At 38.8% G+C, this 616-nt stretch carries 2 protein-coding genes; both read right to left on the bottom strand.

What is annotated here, in order from left to right; translation table 11 throughout:
- The coding region (locus L5M38_RS24675) for a type II toxin-antitoxin system RelE/ParE family toxin (protein WP_263180557.1) at window positions 1–285 on the bottom strand (285 nt) is incomplete at its 3' end.
- Window position 286: 1 nt separating this feature from the next.
- Window positions 287–547: a type II toxin-antitoxin system Phd/YefM family antitoxin gene (locus tag L5M38_RS24670; protein ID WP_263180556.1), complete on the bottom strand. Its 261-nt coding sequence runs from the start codon at window positions 545–547 to the stop codon at window positions 287–289.
- Window positions 548–616 lie beyond the last annotated feature (69 nt).

Raw genomic sequence — 616 nt, 5'->3', positions numbered from 1 at the left:
AAGTAGCACAGTAACAAGAGACTCATCATTAATGTAGCTAACCTCGTACAGTATTCTAAAATCCTCTTTTATCGCGTGCCTTACTTGAGTAATGCCAAGTTCAACTAACTCTTGACATAATGCATGGCTCAAAGGATTTTGCGTCACAGATGCTTCAAATGCCTCAATAACTGCCTCAATTCTCTCAATAATAGTGATCTCGTCATGCCATTGGGAATAGTGAGATATAGCACTATCTACGGTATCTTCAAATGTCTTGGTATATTCAAGTTTTACCACAGACATACTACTTATTATCCTTTAAAGCCAGTTTACGACCCGCCAAGCGTTCCTTGAATGCACTTGATGACATAGTGCGGCCATTTTTTTGATCGCTTTTTGCAAAACTGACTAGCTTGAGTAAAGCTATCGCCTCATCACGTCGATTTCTATCCGCTACCGACTCGATAACGTAAGCAGGTACACCATTTTGAGTAATAATCATCGGTTCATCGAGGGTTAAGCTCGCGGCATTTTTCTTCAAAAAACTGATTGTTTCTATGTTCATAGGTTGATGCCTAGTTGATTAATTGAAAATAAGAAAACCCATTCACTAAGCCAAAATCATATCATGCGA

Origin of the sequence: Shewanella sp. SM101 (genome assembly GCF_025654465.1) — a bacterium.
GTDB lineage: Bacteria > Pseudomonadota > Gammaproteobacteria > Enterobacterales > Shewanellaceae > Shewanella > Shewanella oncorhynchi.
Note: the sequence above shows the minus strand (reverse complement) of the source record. Positions and strands in the feature narration are given on the sequence as shown.

Coding starts and splice junctions, on each gene's coding strand:
- L5M38_RS24670 (WP_263180556.1), bottom strand. CDS start 547: ATGAACATAGAAACAATCAGTTTTTTGAAGAAAAATGCCGCGAGCTTA.